Raw genomic sequence first — 18,225 nt, 5'->3', positions numbered from 1 at the left:
TGCCAATTAAATTTTATAATGAAAGAACTTCTTACAAAAATAGATGTAATGAACACTATTGGGAAAAAGATGGACAGTTTTATAAACAGCTATCTTACACCCATCGAAAAAATATGGCAGCCTTCGGATTTTCTTCCTGATAGCTCTAAAGATAATTTCAAGGATGAAATAGATGAGCTTCGGGAGTTTGCACATGAAATGCCTTATGATTTATTTGTTACATTAATTGGTGACTGTATTACAGAAGAAGCACTTCCCACTTACGAATCTTGGATCATGTCGATTGATGGTGTAAACCAAATAGAAAAAGATAATGGATGGACAAAATGGACAAGAGCATGGACTGCCGAAGAAAACAGGCACGGAGATCTTTTGGGGAAATATCTGTATCTCTGTGGAAGAGTGAATATGCGTGAAATGGAGATCACTACACATTATTTAATCAATGATGGATTTGATATTGATACAGGAACTGATCCTTATAAAAATTTTGTATATACTAGTTTTCAGGAAACGGCTACTAATATTTCGCACCGGAGAGTAGGAAGTATGGCAAAGCAAAGCGGAAATAAAAAGCTGGCTCAAATGTGCGGCATGATTGCGGCAGATGAAGCCCGACATGCAAAAGCCTATAAAAATTTTGTTTCAGAAATTTTTGAAATGGATCCTTCTGAAATGATGATGGCCTTCGAAAAAATGATGAAAAGCAAAATTATAATGCCTGCACATCTTATGCGTGAGTCTGGCCAGAAAGTAGGAGAGCTTTGGCAACATTTTTCTGATGCAGCTCAACGTTGTACTGTATATACAGCTCAAGATTATATCAATATTTTAAAAGATTTATTGGTAGAATGGAAGATCGAGACAATTACAGGTCTTAATGATTCTGCGGATAGAGCCAGAGATTATCTTCTAAAACTTCCTGAACGTCTTCAGAAAATTACAGACAGAATCCAAACACCCGAATTACCATATAGCTTTAAATGGGTGAAATCTTAATCTATAAAATAAATGACTGATGAATTTTCAGTCATTTTTATTTTACAAATTAATTATCTTTGCAAAATCTAATTTTTGAACAAATGATAAAAAGTAACAAAAAACTAGCTATTGATTTTGACGGAACTGTTGTAGATGACGCTTATCCGGGAATTGGAAAACCTAAAACTTTTGCTTTTGAAACTTTAAAAAAGCTCCAGTCTGAAGGTTACAGACTTATATTATGGACTTACAGACATGGCAAAACTTTGGATGAAGCTATTGAATTTTGTAGAAAAAACGGAATTGAATTCTATGCTGTAAATTCCAGTTTTGAAGGGGAAGTTTTTGATTCAGAAACTCAATCCAGAAAAATTGATGCTGATCTTTTTATTGATGACAGAAATTTAGGTGGCTTTCCGGGATGGGGCGAAATCTATAATATCATTAATGAAAAAATAGAATTTCGTGTAAATGGCGGAGAAGTTTTGGCTTACTCAAAAATCAAAAAAGAAAAGAAAAAAGGATTATTCTGGTAAATTAATTAGAAATTAGGATTTAGGAATTAAAGTTTGCTTGTGATAGTGCAATATTTAATAACTATATTCTAATTCCTAAATCCTAATTAAGATTAAATGATACAATTAAAATCTCTCGAAGAACTTTATCTTATGCGTGAATCTGCCCAATTGGTTTCTAAAACATTGGGAATGATTGCCAAAGAGATAAAGCCCGGAATCACTACTAAATATTTAGATAAACTTGCTTACGATTTTATCAAGGATCATGGAGCCGAACCTGCATTTTTAGGTTATGGCGGTTTCCCAAATTCTTTATGTATGTCACCAAATGAACAGGTTGTTCACGGATTTCCTACTGATGAACCTTTGAAAGACGGCGACATTATTTCTGTAGATTGTGGCACATATATGAATGGTTTTGTGGGAGATCATGCTTATACTTTTGAAGTGGGAGAAGTTGCTCCGGAAACCAAAAAACTTCTGAAAATTACCAAAGAATCTCTTTATAAAGGTATTGAACAATGCATTCGCGGAAAAAGAGTAGGTGATATTTCTAATGCCATCCAAACCTATTGTGAAAAAGAAGGTTATGGAGTTGTGCGCGAATTGGTGGGGCATGGATTGGGAAGAGTAATGCATGAAGATCCACAAGTTCCAAATTATGGGAGAAAAGGTAGTGGTAAAGTTTTGAAAGACGGAATCGTTCTTGCCATTGAACCGATGATAAATCTCGGAACTGAAAAGGTAAAATTTCATAATGATGGTTGGACAGTTACTACTTTGGACAAAAAACCGTCTGCACATTTTGAGCATGATGTAACCATTATCAATGGAAAACCGGTTTTGCTTTCCACTTTTAAATATATTTATGAAGCATTGGGAATTAAAAGCAATGAAGAAGATGCTTTTCAGTATGATTGGTAATTTTTTTGAAATAAATTGATTTGAAAAAAACGACCAAATTTTTATTGAATAAAATTCCGCGTCCGTTGCTCATTAAAATGAGTATTTGGGCTCGTCCGTTGATTTACCAATTTTACAAAGGAAATAATTTTACGGATCCGATTGACGGAAGATCGTATCGCAAATTTCTTCCTTACGGTTATGGAAAACAAAGAGAAAATGCACTTTCTCCCGGTACACTTTCTTTGGAAAGACACCGCCAAATGTGGTTGTATCTAAAAAACGAAACCGATTTTTTTACAAAAAAATTAAAAGTTCTCCATATCGCTCCGGAACAGGAATTTCTTCGGAAATTCAAAAAAATGAAAAATCTGGATTATATTTCTGCCGATCTATTTTCACCGATTGTCGATGTGAAAGCGGATATTTTGGATTTGCCTTTTGAAAATGAAAGTTTTGATGTCGTTTTTTGCAATCATGTTTTGGAACATATAGAAGACGATCGAAAAGCGATGTCAGAATTATTCCGTGTGATGAAAAAAGGTGGTTGGGGAATTTTTCAGGTTCCGATGAAGAATTCGCTCGAAAAAACGTATGAAGATTTTAGTATCAAAGACCCAAAAGAACGTCAGAAACATTTTGGACAGTACGATCATGTTCGTTGGTACGGAATGGATTATTTCGATCGATTGAAAAATGTAGGCTTTGAGACAGAAATCAATTTCTATTCTCAAAAATTTTCGGATGAAGAAATTAGAAAATTCGGTTTAAACAGAAACGAAATACTGCCTGTTGTATTCAAAAAATAAATCTTGAAATCTTTAAAATAAATATGATAAAAATCTTCTTTTAAGCAGGTTGCAGATTTAAGAAGATTCATTATATTTGCATCACGAAAAAATTTAGCAATGGCAAACCAAATAAAAGGAAAAATTTCACAAATTATCGGTCCGGTTATCGACGTTGTATTTACTGAAATAGAGGAGCTTCCAAAAATTTATGATGCTCTTGAATTAACTAAAGATAACGGGGAAAAAGTAGTTCTTGAAGTGGAACAACACATCGGTGAAGACACTGTAAGATGTATTTCTATGGACGCTACTGATGGTCTTAAAAGAGGTCAGGAAGTTTCAGGACAAGGAAGACAAATTACTATGCCGATTGGTGAAGGCGTAAATGGAAGATTGTTCAATGTAGTAGGAGATGCAATTGATGGACTTCAAAATTTATCTAAAGAAGGCGGTTTGCCAATCCACAGAGAAGCTCCGAAATTTGACCAACTTTCTACTTCTGCTGAGGTTTTATATACAGGAATTAAAGTAATTGACCTTATTGAGCCGTATGCAAAAGGAGGAAAAATCGGATTGTTTGGTGGTGCTGGTGTAGGAAAAACGGTATTGATTCAGGAATTAATTAACAATATTGCAAAAGGACACGGTGGTCTTTCTGTTTTTGCCGGTGTTGGTGAAAGAACAAGAGAAGGAAACGACCTTTTGAGAGAAATGTTGGAATCCGGAATTATTAAATATGGAGATGATTTCATGCACTCTATGGAAAATGGAGGTTGGGATCTTTCCAAAGTAGATACGGAACTAATGAAAGAGTCTAAAGCTGCTTTCGTTTTTGGACAAATGAATGAACCTCCAGGTGCAAGAGCAAGAGTTGCACTTTCCGGTCTTACATTAGCTGAATATTATAGAGATGGAGATGGACAAGGACAGGGAAGAGATGTACTTTTCTTCGTAGATAATATTTTCCGTTTTACACAGGCTGGTTCTGAGGTTTCTGCACTTTTGGGACGTATGCCTTCTGCAGTAGGTTACCAACCGACACTTGCTTCCGAAATGGGTGCAATGCAGGAAAGAATTACTTCTACAAAAAATGGTTCCATTACTTCTGTTCAGGCTATCTATGTTCCTGCGGATGACTTAACTGACCCTGCTCCTGCAACTACATTTGCTCACTTGGATGCAACTACGGTATTGGATAGAAAAATTGCTTCATTAGGAATTTATCCGGCGGTAGATCCATTGGCTTCTACTTCCAGAATCCTTACTCCTGAAATTTTAGGAAATGATCATTATGATACTGCACAAAGAGTAAAAGAAATTCTACAGAGATATAAAGCGCTTCAGGATATTATTGCCATTCTTGGTATGGAAGAACTTTCTGAAGAAGATAAATTGGTTGTATATCGTGCAAGAAAAGTTCAGAGATTCTTGTCTCAGCCTTTCCACGTAGCAGAACAATTTACAGGTCTAAAAGGAGCTTTGGTTGATATCAAAGATACTATTAAAGGATTCAACATGATTATTGATGGTGAACTAGACCAATATCCAGAAGCAGCATTCAACCTTAAAGGAACAATTGAAGAAGCTATCGAAGCTGGAGAAAAAATGTTAGCTGAAAACGCATAATTTATATTGCTTTATGCCTAAAGCTTAAAGCCTAAAGCTAAAAAATATGAACATAAAAATTTTAACTCCGGAATCTGTAATTTTTGATGGTGAAGTAGATTCAGTTTTACTTCCCGGGAAAAACGGAGATTTCCAGATTATGAAAGATCACGTAGCTATTGTATCATCTTTGGTGGGAGGAAGAGTAAAGCTATATACCAACCAGATTTCAGGTGAATTTGCTAAATTTTTTACTAAAGAGAATGAGGCTAAAAGCGTATTTTCTTTTCCAATCAAAAGTGGCGTGATTGAATTTAACAATAATAAAGGAATTGTTCTTGCAGAATAATTCATTTATAAGAACTCGATAGTTTAGTTTACGTTCAAAATTTAGACAAAACTAAAACAAAATATTTCAAAAAAATTCCGGTTATTATTAACCGGGATTTTTTATTAATAGATTGATTTTAAATTTTTAATAATTCTATTGTTCTTTCAGGATTTTCACTGGCAAAAACTGCATTTCCGGCTACTAAAACATCAGCACCTGCTTCAAAAAGTTTAGATGCATTATCCAAATTTACACCACCATCTACTTCTATTAAAGCAGTAGAATTATTAGATAAGATTAGATCTTTTGTTTCTGCAATTTTTTTGTAAGTATTTTCGATGAATTTTTGTCCTCCAAATCCAGGATTTACGCTCATCAATAAAACAAGATCTACTTCAGAAATAATGTCTTCCAACAAAAGAACCGGAGTTGCCGGATTCAGAACTACTCCTGCTTTTGCACCTTTATCCTGAATGAAATTAATAGTTCTGTGAAGATGTGTACATGCTTCATAATGAACAGAAACAAGATCTGCTCCCTGATTGATAAATTCATCCACATATTTCTCCGGCTCTACAATCATCAAATGGACATCTACAAATTTTTTAGCGTGTTGCTGTATGGTTTTCATTACGGGAAATCCGAACGAAATATTCGGAACAAAACGTCCATCCATTACATCCACATGAAACCAATCTGCTTGTGAATGATTAAGCATTTCAATGTCACGTTGCAAGTTTCCAAAATCTGCGGATAATAGGGAAGGAGCGATGATTTTTGTTTTCATTTTTACTTTTTATACTTAATATTAGATTTTAGAATAAAGAGAAAAGAATAAAGATAAATAACATAAATTTAAAATTGTAATTTAAGTCTTACTTCTTTTCTCATTACTCTTTTAATGATATTTTAGTTTCATATCGGGTTTTATTTTCAGAAGAGTTTCATAAATAAGTTTAATTACATTTCCTACATCTTCTTTTGAAACCATTTCTACAGTAGTGTGCATATATCTCAAAGGTAAGGAAATTAATGCACTCGGAACACCTCCATTTGAGTGTGCAAATGCATCAGTATCAGTTCCGGTAGCTCTGCTTGCTGCTGCTCTTTGAAATGGAATTTTTTTAGATTTTGCCGTATCAATAATCAATTCACGAATTGTGTGATGGATACTTGGTGCAAAGAAAACAACTGGCCCGTCTCCACATTTTTGATCTCCCTCTTTTTTCTTCTCGATCATTGGAGTTGTAGTATCATGTGTTACATCTGTTACAATTGCAATATTGGGTTTTATGGTATCAGCAATCATATCAGCTCCATAAAGCCCGACTTCTTCCTGCACAGAATTGGTAATATATAATCCGAAAGGAATTTTCTTTTTGTTTTCCTTTAATAATCTTGCAACTTCTGCAATCATAAATCCGCCAATCCTGTTATCCAAAGCTCGACATACAAAATAACGGTCGTTCATTTCAAAAAATTCGTCTGGATAGGTAATCATGCACCCTACAAAAATTCCAAGATCTTCCACCTCTTTTTTAGAGGTTGCACCACAATCAATAAAAATATTTTCAATTTTCGGAGTTGGTTCATTCTGATTGGTTCTTGTATGAATAGCCGGCCAACCGAAAACACCCTTTACAACTCCTTTTTCACCATGAATGTGTACCACTTTGGAGGGAGCAATAGTTTGATCCGAACCACCATTTCGGATTACATAAATCAAACCATCATCTGTAATATAATTAACATACCACGAAATTTCATCAGCGTGAGCTTCGATCACTACTTTAAATTCAGCTTCAGGATTGATAATTCCGTAGCATGTTCCGTAGTTATCGACTTCGATTTTGTCTACATAAGGTTGGATATAATTCATCCATATTTTTTGACCTTCATGTTCGTAGCCGGTTGGAGATGAGATATTTAGATATTCTTCTAAAAATTTTAAGGATTTCTTTTCAAATTTCATAAAAAAGGAATAGTTTTTGAGGTAAAATAGAGTTGAAATAATGACGTCAAAAATAATGAATTTCAGTAAAATTATATATATCCCTTTTTTGTTTTTAGGTTTCTTTTCTTTTGCACAGCAAGATTCTATAATCGCAAAACCACTAAGTCAATATTCCGAAAGTGATTTGAAAACGGACGAATTTGGTCAAAAATATTATTATGATCAAAAGCAGAAAGCAAAAATTTATGATATTAATGGTGAAACAGTAGTAGTAATGGATGAGTTGGTACTATTACAAAAGCCTAAGTTCAATAACGAGCTAGATAGAAACTACTATTATTTTATAAACAAAAAACTTTACAGAGTTTACCCGCTTTTTCTGGAAGCATTAGATCAATACAGAGATATCCAGAAAGATATGCAAGGATTGAATGGTGATGTAAAAAGAAAATTTGTAAAACAAAAGCAAGATGCTCTAGCCGATCAATATGAATCTCAACTTCGAGACCTTACTACAACGGAAGGAAGGGTTTTTGCAAAATTAATGAATCGTGCAACCGGAAAAACGGTATACGAAATCATCAAAGAATTGAGAGGTGGATGGAGCGCTTTTTGGTGGAATGTAAAAGGAAATATGGCAGATATTAGCCTGAAAGAGCCTTATGATCCACACAAAAACAGAACAGACGAATATTTAGAATCTCTTCTTCAATCTAATTGGAATGCAGGATATCTTCAGCCTTATGAAGGATATCTGGATTTTAAAGTTCAGAAGTAATTCAATCTGAAAAATTTATTTTCATAAAAAAATCCGCTACAAAATTTTTGTAGCGGATCTCGTAAAATTAATCCTGATATGAAAAAACTATTTTTTTAGAAATTAAAAGTCTAAAGTAATAGATGCTCTCGCCATTGCGCCTAATATGGATCTACCATAAACAACGCTTCCGCTTGGTTTAGCATCCCATCCATCTTCGCCTTCTGTAATACCTATAGTATTAGTAAGGTTGGTTCCATCAATTGCAAATCTTACATTTTTCCACTGATATGAAGCTCCTGCATCTATCGTTGTAAAATTAGGTAATGTAGAAGTATTTCCTTCGTCATTGAATTTTTTACCAAAATGAGCCAGTTTTACGTATACATTAAAATCTTTAGTGATATCAAAATCTGGTCTAACGGTGAAATAGAATTTAGGTATCCTTCTTGCTTCGTTTCCAATAAATGTGGTATTTGCATCAAATTTTGTATACTCAGGATTTTGATAAGTAGCATTAACATTAATATGCAATTTGTTAAAGAATTTCATCTGAGATTCAAATTCAATTCCATAATTCTCTACATCTGAAGTTAATGCTTCTGATTTACCTCCAGTTTTAATATCTCCGTAGAAAATATCTCTAAGCTTCATTCTAAATAAGGTCGCATATACTGCTACATTTGGATTTAGCTGACCCGTGAAACCTACTTCTGTTTGATCAATTTTAGTAGGATTTACGCGAGATAAATCGTTGGCATAAGTATAAAAAGCTTCTTCGATAGGAGCTCTGAAACCATGAGATTGACGTACATATACTGCTGTTTTATTATTGATTTTATAATTTAAAGCACCAGTGTAAGAAAATTCATGCACTAAATATTTCCAATGAGTATAAGGATTAGCATTGATAGAAGTTGTGGCGTCATCTGCAGTACTGTTAGCTAAAACTCCTACATTGTAACTTTGCCATTTTCCATTATCACCAGCATTATCACGGAAACCTTGATATTTGCTGAAATCATATCTACCTCCTAAATTAGCGGTAAATTTATCATTGATTTTCCAATCTGCATTTGCAAAAACAGCATTGATGTTTCCTTTCAATTGTGCATCTCTTTCTAACCAAGTGATTTGTGAAATACCATTGTAGGTATGATTCATTCCAGCAGTATTCTGAATATTAACTAGCTTTGGTCTATCAGATGCTGTTACTAAAAAAGAATTCCAATTCCAGTATTGACGATCAGAAAAATCAGAATAATAATGTCCAATATTCAATTTTACAGGGCTTAAATCAATATTAAAATTTAAATTATTAGCAAAATTGCTCATCTGCTTGTTGATGTACCAAAGGTCTGCTCTTTTTAATTTCACATCAGAAGCCAAAGTTCCTCCTCCATTTACATATGTAAAAGTAGAATTACTAGGATTGAAACCTGCATAAGTTTCTACCCAGTTTCCTTGGTTATCTTTATGCATTAAATAATTATATTGATCTACTATCCCACCCATCCAAGAAGGTGCAAAAATGGCGTTGTAATTTTCATCAATACTGGTTACTTTAAAATTATTGCTGAATTTTACTTTATCTGAAATTTCATATTGGAATTCTGCTCCTACAGCGTGAGAAATAGGATGAACACCATCTTCTAAATTTGCTTCAAAAAAACCGCCTCCATATTGTGGTACTCTGATGTGAGCCATTTCTGCGGAAGCAAAAGTACCATAGTTAGGATCAAAACCTGGATATCCTTTTATCTTATCCCCATCTTTTACGAATGGTGTTGCTTGATAAAAAATATTTCTGTCATTCAAGTACTTATAATAAACTCTGGCAAAACCTTTATCGAATTTATACGTTAAATTCATTTTAAATTGCCCACCTTTATTGGCTTTGTAATCTGCCCATCTTACACCATCATCCATTCTGTAAAAACCACCAACATTGAAAAATAATTTATCCTCAATAATAGCACCTCCCATATTAAAATCGGTACGGAACATATTAGTGGTACCAGTAGTTAATTTAAAAATACCTTTAAATTTATTCTGTCCGGTATTAGAAATAAAGTTGATGATACCTCCAGGTGCTCCTGAAGCAAATACAGCAGCAGTACCTCCTCTTACAGCTTCTACATTTTTTAATGTAAGATCTATTCTTTGGAAGTTATCAATGTTAGCAAATTGCAATGCTCCATCTTCAAAAATTGGTAATCCATCTTCCTGAATCTGTACATATTCATAAGCACCAGCAGAAGGAATACCTCTTGAGAATAAGTTGTTACCAACTTCACCACCCGAAGATTCTGCTACAAATCCGGGAACATACTGTAATAGATCTGCTGTACTTTGAGGTGCACGTTCTTGAATTTCAGCAGCTTTCATGGTTGTAATAGCAATACTGGATTCGATTTTTTTCTTCGGATTTGCACTACCAGTAACAACAACTTCTTCTACAGTATTAGTTCTTAAAGTATCAGCTGCATTTGTTTCCTGTGCGTAAATGCCCTGAAAGTAAAAAGTGGCAATTCCTGCCATCAAAAAAATTGACTTTTTGTTCATAACATGTTTATTTAGGGTTTAATACTTTTCTTTAAGTTGAAGATAAACTGCATTGGTCCACCCAAATCCATCCTGATTTGGATATTCTCCCCCTCCTGCAATACTTTGTGTATCTATTGCATTATATTTTTCCATCAATTTTCCTGTATTTTTGTATATCCTTTCTACATTTTCGCACCAGTTTTTTGCAATTTTTTCTGCGATATCGTTTTGCAGATAATTTTTTGCGGAAACATATCCCATCCATTGATATGGAGCCCAAGCATTAGGATAATCCCATTGCTGACCAGAATCCTTGGTTGTCGTTACAATACCACCCGTTTTCAAAAATTTTGAAGAAATATTTTGAAGAACCTTTAAAGATTTTTCTTCATCTGAAATTTTAAGAAATACGGGATACAATGTACCTATATGTTCAGAGGAAGTTCTTTTTTGATTAGCAAAATCATAATCCTTGAATAATCCGGATTCTTCATCCCAAAAATATTGTAGAATGGCCGTTTTTCTTTTTTCGGATTTTAGATGATAATAGGTTTCTTTTTCTTTATCATTTTTTATTCCGGCAGCTTTAGAAAGAGTTTTTTCTAAGTGCCATAAAAGACAATTGAGATCTACCGTAGCCAAATCCAGAATTCTAATACTTTCAATATTTTCTAAATCTGAAAACCATCTGCTGGAAAAATCCCAACCTGATTCACATGCAGCACGAATATGTCTGTAAAATTCTTTTGAATTAGCATTATCAAAATCTTTTCTATCAATTGAATAGCTTTCCGGTCTTGGCTCGTTCAAGTCATCATAGTGGCGGTTTAATATCGTATCATTTGAGATTTTCACCACTCTTTTGTAAGGTTCATTTTCTTTCAGGCTTTCAGAACCTTCCATCCAGAATTGATATTCTTTTTCCAGAATGTCGAAATATTGTGCATACATACTTTCCTCATTTGTAGTATCCACCAATAAATCAAGCATTAAAGAAAAATAAGGAGGCTGTGATCGACTTAAAAAATAAGTTCTGTTCGCATTTGGAACAAATCCGATATTGCGGATAAGATAGGCACAGTTTTCCACAATATTTTTCATCATTTCTATCCTTCCGGAAACCTGCAAACCAAGCATTATGTAAAAACTATCCCAATAAAAGAACTCATCAAATCTTCCACCCGGAACAACATACGGTTTAGGAATTTCCATAAGAGTTCCTTTGTTGTTTGGAGAAGATCTTTCTAACTCATTCCAGAGTTTTTCGATATGTTCTTTTATAGAAAGATTTTCTGAAGATATTTTGTTTGAGCTATTTTTTGTTGGAAGATCAAAATTTTCTAGAACAAAGGTTTTAATATCAAAATCCGGTGAATTTTTTTGTTCAGAATATTTTCTATTAATTTCTTCAGTCGGAAATTTTGGCAACACATCGGTCATCGTTTTTTGATCTTCAAAAACCTCTAACTCCTGAACTTTTTCAAATATTTCTTTTATATCTTCTATGTAAAGTTGATCGTTCATTATTTTTCTGCGTTTATTTTTATTTTATTCATTGATATCACTGCTACAAACAATAATGAGAGTGGTAATAATGAAAAATAGAATGCATTCTGTCCACTAAATTCCTGAAATACAAATCCTGTAATGATAGAACCAATTGTTCCTCCAATTGCAGAAAATACCACAATTAGTCCGGACATTGCACTGTGAAGATATTTAGGAATAGAAGCAAGAATAACAGAATTGATACTTGGGTAGACTGGTGCAAGAAAGATTCCCATCAATGGAAAAATATATGCAACTAAAGGTGCATTCAACCAGTTGGTGTTTTCGGAAATACGGATGTTGTGAGTAAGCGGAAGTACTAAAAGAATGCTTACAGCAAAACCAATAATACAGAACGAAACTACATATATCCATTTAAATTTTCTTGAAAAAAAACCGGATAGAAATCTTCCTATTGCAAAAGCTCCTGCCAAAACAGCCCCTGCTTGTACTCCCATACTTGTAGGAACTTTTAGTATTTCTTTATAAAAAGTGGGAGTCCATGTTTGAAAACTTTGTTCTACCAAAACAAAAAGAAAAGCACAAGATAGAAATAATAATACTTTTTTGTAACTGAACAAACTTGCACTATTTTTAAGATCTCCTAATAAATTGGACTGATTGTTTTTAGCCTCACTTTCATCCAATTTTGTAAATAATAAAAATAGAAATGCAATTAATGTCATTGCTCCAAGAATCCAGTATACAGTTAGCCAGGATTTGGATTTTGGCATTTTATCGTCTATAAACCAACTGAAAAGCAAATTTCCGAACAAAACTCCTACCATAAAAAAACCTTCCAAAAATCCCATAATACTGGAATGCTCTTTTTCAGAATTAGTAACCAAACCAATAGAAGTAAAAACGGAAATTTTAATTAATGCAAATGAAATCCCAACTCCTGCAAAAAGCATTTTGAAAAACCAAAATTCATTCGCAAAAGGCATTGTAAAACATAAACAGGTTACAATTGCAAGAGCAATAAGCATAGAATTTCTGATTCCTATTTTTGGAAGAAAAGACGCAAGAAGGAAAGAGCAGATAGCAATCGGCAAATCTTTAAAACCTTCCAAGACGCTCGCCTGAGATTTGGTGATATCAAAATTCTGCTGAACTTTCAAAATTACGGTTCCGACAGAATTCAGTAAGATTGCAAATACAAAATAGTTTAAAAATAAAACCAGTTTAATTCTAAAGAGATTCATGTTTTAAAATTTATGGTGCAAGATAAAACCAATCTGTTAACAGTAATTTAACCTAATAAATCAATATTTGAACTATATTAACATAAATTGTATATATTTGCTAAATAACATATTAATTCAATGAAAGTCAGTTTTGAAAATATTTTTCCGGATAAAAACAGCTCTTTTCGTACTCTGCATATTAATATTCCGACTTCAGAATTGAGATGGGAATATCATTATCATCCTGAAGTAGAATTGATCTGTGTAACTTCCGGAAGCGGAACTCGCCATGTTGGTTATCATAAAAGTAATTTTATCAATGGCGATCTTGTTTTGATAGGATCAAATGTTCCGCATTCAGGTTTCGGATTAAATTCTATTGATCCGCATGAAGAAATTGTATTACAATTCAAGGAAGAAATCATAAAATTTCCGGATGATGTGGAAGAAGCGTCTGCATTGAAAAAAATGATTGACCAATCCAAACTTGGCATAATGTTTCATCCAAATGTGAAAGACAATCTCTTGCCTAAATTTTACCAGATTTTGGCAGCAGAAAATTCTAAACGATATTTTCTTTTATTGGAAATACTTTTCCAACTTTCAGAGACGAAGGATTATACATTACTGAATAAGGAAGTGATGCCCTATACAATTATTTCAAAGAATAAGGAAAGGCTTCAGACTATTTTTACATACGTGGAAAAAAAATATGATACTGAAATAAGTATTGATGATATGGCGGAAATGGTAAATCTAACACTTCCTGCTTTTTGCAATTTTTTTAAGAAAGCCACACGGATCACGTTTACAGAATTTGTGAATCAATATCGCGTGAATAAGGCTTGCTTCTTATTGCTACAAGGTAAAAGTATTTCGGAATGTTGTTATAGTTGTGGTTTTAATAACGTTTCTTATTTCAATCGGATTTTTAAAAAATATGTTAAGAAAACACCATCGGAGTTTATAAAAGAATTGAATTATTGATTTTCATAAAAATCGTTCTTTTAGTTTTTCAAAAACGATTTTGTCGATAGGAAGAGGGAATGGATTTTCCGGCTGATCAATAGAGATCCAGTCAATTTTTTCGATGCAGGGATCAAGAATCAGAAATTCATTTTCATCTATTATTTCCACAAGATAGTAAATGCTGAGAAGCTGTTCGTTCTCACGGAAACGTGAAACCAAAAAATCTTCCTGAGTATAAAGATGTTCAATAATTCGGATTTTTACATTTAGTTCTTCTTCGAATTCACGATGCAAGCAATCCAGAATTCCTTCTCCTAATTCCAACCCGCCTCCAGGAAGTTTCATCAGATGATCACCGGCATATTCCTCAAAAAGAGCCAGAACTTTTTTTTCCTTTACTACGGCTGCATATACCCGAATATTAATTTTATCAATCATAAAAATATTTTGTAAAGCTAAAATAGCGAATTTTTGTTTACAGTTTTATAGCATTTATCATTTCTCTTTTTCCGGAAGGTCCTTGTTTTTTTTCTACTTTAAAGCCAAGTTCCTGCAATATTCTTCTTACACTTCCTTTAGAAGAATAGGTAGTCAGTAAGCCACCGGTTTTCATTTTGTCGGTAACGATTTCGAAAAGCGGTTTTTCCCAAAGATCAGGCTGTACACGCGCACCAAAACAATCATAATATACAAGATTAATTTTTGGAAGCTCTTCATTTTTAAGATCAAAAAAATCGGATTTTATTTTTTTTAGATAAAAATTAGGATATATTTCTGTGAGTTGATTCCATTCTGCTGCATGACTTTTATAGTAAATATCCTCAATAATTTCATTATCGAACAAATTAAAATATTTTAATTCTTTGATTTCAGTTTCAGAAATGGGATATTTTTCGACAGTAAAATAATGAATGATATGATTTTTGTCATTTTTTAAAAATTCATTAAATGTTACTAAAAGGTTAAGACCAGTGCCAAAACCAAGTTCTAAAATATTAATTTCGCAATGATTTATCAAATTCATTCCATTTTTGATAAATACATGATTGGCTTCGTTTAAGGCTCCATGTTGGGAGTGGTAAGATTCATTTAAGTTACTGATATATAATGTTTTACTTCCGTCTGAAGTGGTTTTTATTTCTCTTTCCATTGTTATTTTTTTCAAATTTAAGTTAAAATTTCTTTATTTGAAAAATTATATTATATTTGTAGAACATCAATAAAAATTTAAAAAATGATAATTCAAAAATCTTCTAACCCCAGAATTTCTACATTTGATCCTAATAATTTCTCTTTCGGAAATACTTTTATTGATCACATGGTGATTTGTGAGTACGAAAACGGGAAATGGGGAGATGTGAGATTGATGCCTTATGGTCCGCTTCCTTTTTCACCAGCAATGATGGGAGTGAACTACGGACAAGCGTGCTTTGAAGGAATGAAAGCATATAAGGATAAAGAAGGACAGGTATTTCTTTTCAGACCGGAAAGAAATTTTGAAAGAATCAATAGATCTGCAAAAAGACTTGCTATACCTGAGATAACGGAAGAAATGTTTATTGATGGATTAAAAGCATTGATGGATATTGACAGAGATTGGGTTCCTTATGGAGAAGGAATGTCTTTGTATATCAGACCTTTAATTTTCGCCACAGAAGAAGCTCTGAAAGCCAGAATTGCTAATAAATATATGTTTGCCATTGTTGCGACTCCTGCTAAAAATTATTATACTGAACCTGTTTCCGTCAAAATTTCCGATTACTATTCCAGAGCTGCAAGTGGAGGAGTAGGTTCGGCAAAAGCGGCTGGAAATTATGCGGCTTCTTTCTATCCTACAAAATTGGCAAATGACGAAGGATATGAACAAGTAATTTGGACGGATGATGCTACTCACGAATTTTTTGAAGAAAGCGGAACTATGAATGTTTTTGTAAGAATCAATGACGTTATTTATACACCTCCTACTTCTGAAAAAATCCTTGATGGTGTTACCAGAGACAGCTTTATTCAATTGGCGAAAAGAAGGGGAATAGAAGTAAGAATAGAACCTATTTCTGTAAAAAAAGTTTTGGATGCTTATGAAAATAATGAACTGAAAGAAGTTTGGGGAGTAGGAACAGCAGTTGTTACCAGTGTTTTCCAATCTCTTGGTTATAAGGATAAAAAATATGTATTACCACAATTGAAGCATGAGGAAAGTTATGCTCTCACTCTTCAAAAAGACTTGGTTGATATCCAAACCAATAAAGCTGAAGATCCTTTCGGATGGAGAGTTTTGGTAGAAAAACATATATTGGAAACGGTATAAAAAATTCAATTTTTTTAGATATTAGATATAAGTCAGGATTTTTCTTCCTGACTTTTTGTTTTTAAAATTTTGAAAATGCGTATTTTCGCAAAAGTTTTTATGAAGAGAATAATTGTGGCTTCAGTTGCACTCATTTTGGCAGCCTGCAATAAGCAGCAGGTTCATCCTCCTATTGGAGGAATTTTGAGTGAGAAAGACATAGAAGTTTCTAAAAATCGGGCAAAGAGCCTTAATGAGATGGAGCGTGCTCAGATTCAGGATTGGATCAATGGGCAGGATGAAAAATTTTATCCGATGAAAATGAATTATTGGATTAATATTCCCGATTTAGATAAAAATAATAAAAAGAAAGACGGTGAATTTGTATCCTATCAATATGATATTTATGATTTTGATAAAGTGAAACTTTATAATGAACCGAAAGTAATGAAGAATGTGCAGTTTGGAAAATTTGAGGAACTGAAAGCTGTGGAAGATGCATTACGATATATGGAAAAAAATCAGGAGGCTACTTTACTTATTCCATCTGTTTTGGCTTTCGGAACTTATGGGGATAATAAAAAGATATCAAATGATATGCCTGTAATTATAAAGATTAAAACTGTATAATTTTTAAAATAATGATAAAGAAATTAATGATAGCAGCAGTAGCTGTTTCTTTAACAAGTTGTACCCCAATTTATAAAAAAATGAACGTAGACAAAGAAACTTATGAAAGCCTGAAAGATGGGCTTTACGCAAATCTTCAGACTTCCAAAGGGAATATGATTGTGAAGTTTGAAGATGAAAAATCTCCGGTAACAGTGGCTAATTTCGTTGGTCTTGCTGAAGGAAAACTTGATAATAAGGCTAAAGCGAAAAGCGTTCCTTATTATGATGGTACTATTTTTCATAGAGTAATCAAAGATTTTATGATTCAAGGAGGTGATCCGCAAGGAACAGGAATGGGAGATCCCGGCTACAAATTTGATGATGAAAAAAATGATTTGAAACACACAGGAAAAGGTATTTTATCAATGGCTAATTCTGGACCTAATACAAATGGTTCTCAGTTTTTTATTACTGAAGTTGCCACTCCTTGGTTAGATGGTAGACATACTGTTTTTGGTGCAGTAGTGAAAGGACAAGAAGTAATTGATGCTATTGCTAATGTGGAAAAAGGTGCGCAAGATAAGCCAAAAACGGATGTTGTTTTGCAAAAAGTAAACATATTCAGCAAAGGAGATGAATATAAAAATTATGATCCTGTAAAAATCTTTACTGAAGGAAAAGATAAAATTCAGGAAAAAAATAAAGTATATCTGGCAAAAGAAGAAGCTGAAAAAAAGAAGAAAGAAGAAGAATTCAAAGCTAATCAGGAAAAAATGGTTGAGGATTTAAAAGCGGGAATGCAAAAAACAGAATCAGGTTTATATTATAAAATTACAAAAGCAACCAGCGGAAAAGCACCAAAAGCAGGTGATAATGTATCCGTACATTACGCTGGAAAATTAGTAGACGGAACTGAGTTCGATTCTTCTTTCAAAAGAAATGAGCCTATTGATATTCCAATCGGAGTAGGAAGAGTAATTAGAGGATGGGATGAAGGAATTTTATTATTGAAAGAAGGTGAAGCTGCTACTTTACTGATTCCGCCTGCAATGGGTTATGGTGAAAGAGGAGCAGGTGGTGTAATTCCTCCAAATGCGTGGTTAGTATTTGATGTGGAACTTGTGAAAATAGCAGGTGGTAGTACATCAGATGTAAAATAAAATTTAGAAATAAATTTTAATCATAAAAAGAGGCATTCTATAAAACGATGCCTCTTTTTTTGGCTGTAATTTTCT

Annotated in this window: 18 protein-coding genes; 11 read left to right on the top strand and 7 right to left on the bottom strand. The window is 33.3% G+C overall.

Going from position 1 to position 18,225, the window contains the following annotated elements; genetic code table 11:
* The first annotated feature begins 18 nt into the window (after positions 1-18).
* From AC2A1C_RS01085 to AC2A1C_RS01060, 6 genes are all read left to right on the top strand, one after another.
* Positions 19-999, top strand: coding sequence for an acyl-ACP desaturase (locus AC2A1C_RS01085; protein ID WP_484022626.1), 981 nt, complete (start codon positions 19-21; stop codon positions 997-999).
* A gap of 86 nt (positions 1,000-1,085) precedes the next feature.
* Positions 1,086-1,517, top strand: a complete 432-nt coding sequence (locus tag AC2A1C_RS01080) for a BT0820 family HAD-type phosphatase (protein WP_484023149.1) — start codon at positions 1,086-1,088, stop codon at positions 1,515-1,517.
* A gap of 96 nt (positions 1,518-1,613) precedes the next feature.
* The gene (gene map, locus AC2A1C_RS01075; protein ID WP_484022624.1) at positions 1,614-2,423 is read left to right on the top strand and encodes a type I methionyl aminopeptidase; all 810 of its coding nucleotides are present in this window, start codon (positions 1,614-1,616) and stop codon (positions 2,421-2,423) included.
* 20 nt (positions 2,424-2,443) lie between these two features.
* The gene (locus AC2A1C_RS01070; RefSeq protein WP_484022622.1) at positions 2,444-3,211 is read left to right on the top strand and encodes a class I SAM-dependent methyltransferase; all 768 of its coding nucleotides are present in this window, start codon (positions 2,444-2,446) and stop codon (positions 3,209-3,211) included.
* A 99-nt stretch (positions 3,212-3,310) separates the two neighbouring features.
* A complete protein-coding gene (gene atpD, locus AC2A1C_RS01065) occupies positions 3,311-4,819 on the top strand; it encodes a F0F1 ATP synthase subunit beta (RefSeq protein ID WP_484022620.1) in 1,509 nt (502 codons plus the stop codon).
* A 46-nt stretch (positions 4,820-4,865) separates the two neighbouring features.
* The gene (locus tag AC2A1C_RS01060; RefSeq protein WP_484022618.1) at positions 4,866-5,147 is read left to right on the top strand and encodes a FoF1 ATP synthase subunit delta/epsilon; all 282 of its coding nucleotides are present in this window, start codon (positions 4,866-4,868) and stop codon (positions 5,145-5,147) included.
* Between the two features lie 118 nt (positions 5,148-5,265).
* Here AC2A1C_RS01060 and rpe read toward each other — a convergent pair whose 3' ends face one another.
* Together rpe and chrP are read right to left on the bottom strand one after the other, a co-directional pair.
* Positions 5,266-5,916, bottom strand: coding sequence for a ribulose-phosphate 3-epimerase (gene rpe / locus AC2A1C_RS01055; protein WP_484022616.1), 651 nt, complete (start codon positions 5,914-5,916; stop codon positions 5,266-5,268).
* Positions 5,917-6,027: 111 nt separating this feature from the next.
* The gene (gene chrP / locus AC2A1C_RS01050; RefSeq protein ID WP_484022614.1) at positions 6,028-7,101 is read right to left on the bottom strand and encodes a chryseobasin maturation metalloprotease ChrP; all 1,074 of its coding nucleotides are present in this window, start codon (positions 7,099-7,101) and stop codon (positions 6,028-6,030) included.
* A 55-nt stretch (positions 7,102-7,156) separates the two neighbouring features.
* Between chrP and AC2A1C_RS01045 the strand changes: the two genes are divergently transcribed.
* Positions 7,157-7,861: a DUF4294 domain-containing protein gene (locus AC2A1C_RS01045; RefSeq protein ID WP_484022613.1), complete on the top strand. Its 705-nt coding sequence runs from the start codon at positions 7,157-7,159 to the stop codon at positions 7,859-7,861.
* 102 nt (positions 7,862-7,963) lie between these two features.
* Here AC2A1C_RS01045 and AC2A1C_RS01040 read toward each other — a convergent pair whose 3' ends face one another.
* From AC2A1C_RS01040 to AC2A1C_RS01030, 3 genes are read right to left on the bottom strand one after another with little or no spacing between them, the layout of a single operon-like run.
* Positions 7,964-10,405 carry a TonB-dependent receptor gene (locus AC2A1C_RS01040; RefSeq protein WP_484022611.1) on the bottom strand — a complete coding sequence of 814 codons (2,442 nt, stop codon included), beginning with the start codon at positions 10,403-10,405 and terminating at the stop codon, positions 7,964-7,966.
* A gap of 18 nt (positions 10,406-10,423) precedes the next feature.
* The gene (locus AC2A1C_RS01035; protein WP_484022609.1) at positions 10,424-11,911 is read right to left on the bottom strand and encodes a trehalase family glycosidase; all 1,488 of its coding nucleotides are present in this window, start codon (positions 11,909-11,911) and stop codon (positions 10,424-10,426) included.
* Positions 11,911-13,140, bottom strand: coding sequence for an MFS transporter (locus AC2A1C_RS01030; protein ID WP_484022607.1), 1,230 nt, complete (start codon positions 13,138-13,140; stop codon positions 11,911-11,913). Before AC2A1C_RS01030 ends, AC2A1C_RS01035 begins: the two co-directional genes overlap by 1 nt.
* Positions 13,141-13,260: 120 nt before the next feature.
* On the opposite strand from AC2A1C_RS01030, the gene AC2A1C_RS01025 reads away from it, so the two are divergent.
* Complete coding sequence (locus AC2A1C_RS01025) at positions 13,261-14,109, top strand: AraC family transcriptional regulator (RefSeq protein WP_484022605.1); 849 nt, start codon at positions 13,261-13,263, stop codon at positions 14,107-14,109.
* A 3-nt stretch (positions 14,110-14,112) separates the two neighbouring features.
* Here AC2A1C_RS01025 and AC2A1C_RS01020 read toward each other — a convergent pair whose 3' ends face one another.
* Positions 14,113-14,529 carry an NUDIX hydrolase gene (locus AC2A1C_RS01020; RefSeq protein ID WP_484022603.1) on the bottom strand — a complete coding sequence of 139 codons (417 nt, stop codon included), beginning with the start codon at positions 14,527-14,529 and terminating at the stop codon, positions 14,113-14,115.
* 37 nt (positions 14,530-14,566) lie between these two features.
* Positions 14,567-15,241: a tRNA (5-methylaminomethyl-2-thiouridine)(34)-methyltransferase MnmC2 gene (gene mnmC2, locus AC2A1C_RS01015; protein WP_484022602.1), complete on the bottom strand. Its 675-nt coding sequence runs from the start codon at positions 15,239-15,241 to the stop codon at positions 14,567-14,569.
* Positions 15,242-15,325: 84 nt separating this feature from the next.
* Between mnmC2 and AC2A1C_RS01010 the strand changes: the two genes are divergently transcribed.
* The 3 genes from AC2A1C_RS01010 to AC2A1C_RS01000 all read left to right on the top strand — a co-directional run bounded on the left by AC2A1C_RS01010 (position 15,326) and on the right by AC2A1C_RS01000 (position 18,150).
* Positions 15,326-16,399 (top strand): branched-chain amino acid aminotransferase, encoded by a 1,074-nt coding sequence (locus AC2A1C_RS01010; RefSeq protein WP_484022601.1) that lies wholly within the window; start codon positions 15,326-15,328, stop codon positions 16,397-16,399.
* Between the two features lie 99 nt (positions 16,400-16,498).
* Complete coding sequence (locus tag AC2A1C_RS01005; protein ID WP_484022600.1) at positions 16,499-17,008, top strand: FKBP-type peptidyl-prolyl cis-trans isomerase; 510 nt, start codon at positions 16,499-16,501, stop codon at positions 17,006-17,008.
* An 80-nt stretch (positions 17,009-17,088) separates the two neighbouring features.
* A complete protein-coding gene (locus AC2A1C_RS01000; RefSeq protein WP_484023147.1) occupies positions 17,089-18,150 on the top strand; it encodes a peptidylprolyl isomerase in 1,062 nt (353 codons plus the stop codon).
* The last annotated feature ends 75 nt before the right edge of the window (positions 18,151-18,225 follow it).

The sequence above is a fragment of the Chryseobacterium sp. HNCC26DJ241 genome, assembly GCF_057180505.1.
The sequence above is the reverse complement of the archived record's forward strand: the minus strand, read 5'-3'. Positions and strand labels throughout refer to the sequence as shown.